This is a genomic window from Deinococcus rhizophilus (genome assembly GCF_030271215.1).
Lineage (GTDB): Bacteria > Deinococcota > Deinococci > Deinococcales > Deinococcaceae > Deinococcus > Deinococcus rhizophilus.
This window is the reverse complement of sequence record NZ_JASNGB010000438.1, coordinates 1-323: the sequence shown is the minus strand read 5'-3', so window position 1 is coordinate 323 and position 323 is coordinate 1. Positions and strand designations below refer to the sequence as shown.

At 78.3% G+C, this 323-nt stretch carries 1 protein-coding gene; it reads right to left on the bottom strand.

The window, feature by feature from the left end; translation table 11 throughout:
- Nucleotides 1-323: hypothetical protein (locus QOL99_RS17740; RefSeq protein ID WP_285525716.1), on the bottom strand; the 323-nt coding region annotated here is incomplete at both ends.

Sequence of the window (323 nt, the reverse complement as noted above, 5' to 3'; positions counted from 1 at the left end):
GCACCCCGCCCGCGTCGAGGTCCCAGCTCAGGGCCGTGCTCAGGTCGGGGCCGGGGGCCAGCGGGGCCTGCCCGCCCCCCCAGTGCAGCCGCCCGCTCCCCAGCAGCCGCGCGAGCAAGGGCTCGGTCAGCGGATGGGTGCCCTCCAGCAGCCAGGTTTCCTCGCCGCCGCGCACCCGGTTGTGGCCCGCCAGCGCCAGCAGATGCAGCAGGTCGTGGTCCGCGCGGGCGTAGGGAGGCAGCAGCCGGGGATCGGGCAGGCCCCCGGCCAGCCAGCGCAGGTGCGGCGGCAGGGCGAAGGGCTGGGTCCGCTGCCACTCGCCG